Source organism: Chitinophaga sp. (genome assembly GCF_035761305.1).
Lineage (GTDB): Bacteria > Bacteroidota > Bacteroidia > Chitinophagales > Chitinophagaceae > Chitinophaga.
On the sequence record NZ_DASTRI010000173.1, the window covers coordinates 1 to 3,835 of the forward strand.

At 51.9% G+C, this 3,835-nt stretch carries 4 protein-coding genes; 1 reads left to right on the forward strand and 3 read right to left on the reverse strand.

Translation table 11 applies throughout. The features are described 5' to 3' along the window. The first annotated feature begins 362 nt into the window (after positions 1 to 362). Positions 363 to 992, forward strand: coding sequence for a helix-turn-helix domain-containing protein (locus VFS25_RS14785; RefSeq protein ID WP_326462934.1), 630 nt, complete (start codon positions 363 to 365; stop codon positions 990 to 992). Between the two features lie 75 nt (positions 993 to 1,067). Here the strand turns inward: VFS25_RS14785 and VFS25_RS14790 are convergent, their stop codons facing one another. From VFS25_RS14790 to VFS25_RS14800, 3 genes are all read right to left on the reverse strand, one after another. After that, positions 1,068 to 2,480 (reverse strand): nicotinate phosphoribosyltransferase, encoded by a 1,413-nt coding sequence (locus tag VFS25_RS14790; protein WP_326462935.1) that lies wholly within the window; start codon positions 2,478 to 2,480, stop codon positions 1,068 to 1,070. Between the two features lie 28 nt (positions 2,481 to 2,508). Then, positions 2,509 to 2,904, reverse strand: coding sequence for a hypothetical protein (locus VFS25_RS14795; protein ID WP_326462936.1), 396 nt, complete (start codon positions 2,902 to 2,904; stop codon positions 2,509 to 2,511). A 1-nt stretch (position 2,905) separates the two neighbouring features. After that, positions 2,906 to 3,835 (reverse strand): M28 family peptidase (locus VFS25_RS14800; protein ID WP_326462937.1); only part of this gene is annotated, 930 nt, incomplete at its 5' end.

The following is a 3,835-nucleotide window of genomic DNA, read 5'->3' on the forward strand; positions in this document are numbered from 1 at the left end:
CACATTTTACATTCTTTTTGATGCCCGCTTCTTTTTGCAATTTTTACGGCCTATAACCTTATTTATTCACCGTAAAGGGGTATTTCAACACAAAAAATATCGTAAAGTGCCGGAATAAGTCAGGAACCGTGCCACAGGTTAAATACCTCCAAAATAACCCCTCCAATCTCCCTCATTTATTATTCATTCTTCATTCTTAATTATTAATTGTCATAGGACTGTTAATTGGTCAACTATATTTACCAACACTGAAAAATACGCGTATTTTTGACCCGAAAACGGAAATGGTCGAAAAATGGAGCAATAGCAACACCGCCGGGAGCAGCTACCATGAAAGGCAATCAATTCAAAAGACGGAACGTATGACGGTGCAGGAAAGGATATTGGAAACAGCGCTGCGGCTTTTCAGAACGTATGGTATCAAAAGCGTTACCATGTTTGACATTGCGCGGGAGTGCGGTGTTTCCAAGAAAACAGTATATGAGCATTTTGCAGATAAGGAAGCGCTGGTAAAAGAAGGCATACAGGCCCTGCTTAACGGCTTGCAGCAACAGCTGCAGCAAAGCCGCAACCAGGCGGAAAATGCTATTATGGAGCAGCTGCAAACCACGCATATTCTTGAAGTGCTGGCCCGTACCATGAACCCCGTGATGATGCATGAGGTACGCAAATACCACCCGGAAGTAGGGCAGGCCGTGGAAGATTTCCGGCGCGACAAGGTGCTGCAGGGCATCCGTGAAAACCTGGAAAGAGGCGTGCAGGAAGGCCTTTACCATCCCCACCTGAAAATGGATATTATGGCCCGTATGCGCCAGCTGCAGCTGGATGCGGCTTTTGACCAGGCCCAATACCCACCCGAACAATTTGATATGCACCAGGTGATGCAGGAGATCACCTTTAACTATATTATGGGTATAGCTACCCCCGAAGGGCGCAGGCTGGCCGGCCAGTACCTGGTATCGGTATCGGCGCCGTCCTTCAGTGTTGACTAATTAACAGTTACTAACAGTGTAACAGTTGTAGGTTTAGGTAAATGGCCGGAATAATCATATTCCGGCTTTTATGTTTTATTGCCGCGCCCTTGCCCGTATATCGGCAAAGGCATGCTCTTTTATAATTTGCCCGTTCTCAAAAACCGTTTCCAGCTGGTCGGGCAGTGCGGGTGCTTCGTGCTCGCCTACTGTGCGGTAAGCGCCGTTTTCCAGCACCAGCTTCAGGCGTCCGGCTTTTGATTTTTTAAAGCTGGTGCGCAGCTGCCCTTCTGCACTCAGCTCTACCGGCGTTTTCTGCACATCAATGGCCTGCCCGTTCACTACGGCGTGGGAGCATTTGAGCGCAAACTCCTGCGTGTCGCGGTTCACGCGCTGCAGCAGCGCCCCGCCCATGCCCAGGGCCAGGTTTTCTGCGCTGATGCCGGCCTGCTGCAGGGCGGCATAAATTTTCCCAATGGAGGAGTAGCTAACCCCATCGCCCTGTATTACGCGCACCTGGGGCGGCAATACCTTATAGCCTTTTTCATTTACGGTGTGGCCGAACCGGCGAAACAGTATATCAAACACCTGCAGCAGCGTGCGTACCGGATCGCCGCTGTCGGGCCGTATTACCAGCGTACCGTTGCGCTGCAGCACCTGTTCTTTCAGGTCGCTGCCCCAGTACTGCTCGCAGGCGCGGAAAATGTTATAGGAGTCGGACACGCAGGCGATCACTCCTGTGGGAAAGGTATTGAGCACATGCCGGAAAATGTTTTCCTCTCCCTTTTCGCCCAGCAGGGTTACAATGGAGTGCTCTGTAGCGGGTATGGAAAGGCCCGGCGCCTGCTGTGCGCCGTAGTACCGTTTGGCAAAAATGGAGGCCGGCAGGGTATCGCTGCCTGCAAAGCTTACCAGGTGGGCGCTGCCGCCCAGGCCCGCGCTTTCAACAGAGCTGGCGCCCCGGAAGCCAAAGTCGTTCAGCACAAAGTCAATACCGGCAAAAGACGCTGCGCTGGCAGTGGCGGTATAGTATTTTTTTACCACCTCCCTTATTTCCCGGGAAACGGTGGCTACGGTGCAGGGGTACCATACCTGCATCAGCAGGGTTTCCAGGAAGTTGGTGAGCCAGTAGCAGGCAGGGTCTGTATTCTCAATGGTCATCAAAACATTTTGTACCGGCACCACGGCGCCTTCGGGCACGGCTTTAATACGTACGGGCAGGTGCCCGCCATAGGTGTGCACAATGTATTCAAAACGGCGGCGGTCAAACACGTCGGCACGGCCAAACACCTCTTCCAGCATTACTTCTGCCTCATTGATCTTTTCTTTGGTGAACACAATGCCCTGCAGGTAGGTTTTCAGAAAGTACTGCAACCCGTAGAACATGGTGCTGTTAAACTTACCCCCGCGGCTTTCCAGGTAAGAATAAATATATTCCGTACCTGGCAGGTATAGCTTATGATGTGAATACTTGTAGGCATCCGCCAGTAGAATAAGGTTCTCTGCCATGACTGATGTTAAAAAATGAAAGAAGTCCCTATTTCGCCAGGTACTGGTCTATCTGTCCTGTCCCTTTATGTAAATTAACAAATAGCGGGTTTTTTTGCGGGTCAAACACTATCAGTGTATGCGCTTCCCAGGTGTCCTGGGGGGTAGGCAGCTCAATAATCACTTCCTGGCCGTTGCTGCGGCGGAACAGGAGGCTGTCTTTAGCAGCCACGTGGCGTGTAAACTGGTGCTGCTCCAGGTAATGGGTCAGCTCCGCCTGTTTTTCCTGTGCGGCGGCGGCAGCGGTATCGCCCGCAGCGGGTTTTATTTGCCGCAGTACATAACATTTTTGCGTTATCAGGTCGTAGCCGTCGGCGTTCTGCTCATTGCGTGAGGCGCCATTACAGGCTGCCAGCAGTAAAATGGAAAAAAGTAAGTAGCGCATGTCAGAATTGTATGTTGAATGTCTGTTGTTTTGCTCCCCGCTGTATGGTAACGGTGGTTTTATCTCCTTTTTTAAAGGCGCCCAATGCCTGCATGTAAGTGTCCAGGTTTGTAACATGGTTTTTGCCCAGCTGCACAATCACATCACCGGGCAGCAGCCCGGCTTTTTTTGCGGGCCTGTCATCGGACACGCCGTCTACCCGTACCCCGCCCTTATTATACGTATAATCCGGCATAATACCTAGTGTTACGGAAAAACGGGCAGTGCTCATCTGCGGTTCGCGGGTAGGCGTAAAGGCCAGCTTCTCCTGTTTTTCGGCCTTTTCCAGCAACGTGTAAATATATTTTACAATAGACAGCTCCCCGTTATAGTTGATCTTATCCACATCATCGGTGGGCTTATGATAATCTGCGTGGGAACCGGTAAAAAAGAACAGCACCGGCACGTGCGCGCGGTAAAAAGAGGTGTGGTCAGACGGGCCTACGCCGCTGGAGTCGTATGTGAGCTTTATACCGGCTGCCGGTACCTGCTGCAGCAGCGGCCCCCAGGCCGGAGAGGTGCCTACCCCGCCTATCTGCAGGCCCTTGGCGGCATCCAGCCGGCCTACCATATCCATATTGATCATAAAGTTCACCTGTTCCATGGGCACCGGGGCATGGGTGGTAAAGTATCTGGAGCCGAACAGGCCCAGCTCTTCACCGGAAAAAGCTACCAGTATGAAGTTGTTGCTGTGGAAACGGCCTGCTTTCAGCAACCGGCCCAGCTCCAGCATGGCGGCGGTGCCGCTGGCATTATCATCGGCGCCGTTGTGAATGGCTTTTCCGCCGGTGCCCAGGGAGTTATGATCCTCCCCATAGCCCAGGTGATCAAAGTGGGCGCCTATTACAATGGTCTTCAGCGCATCGTTGTTGATATAGCCGATTACGTTAGT

Coding starts and splice junctions, on each gene's coding strand:
- VFS25_RS14790 (WP_326462935.1), bottom strand. CDS start 2,480: ATGGCAGAGAACCTTATTCTACTGGCGGATGCCTACAAGTATTCACAT.
- VFS25_RS14785 (WP_326462934.1), top strand. CDS start 363: ATGACGGTGCAGGAAAGGATATTGGAAACAGCGCTGCGGCTTTTCAGA.
- VFS25_RS14795 (WP_326462936.1), bottom strand. CDS start 2,904: ATGCGCTACTTACTTTTTTCCATTTTACTGCTGGCAGCCTGTAATGGC.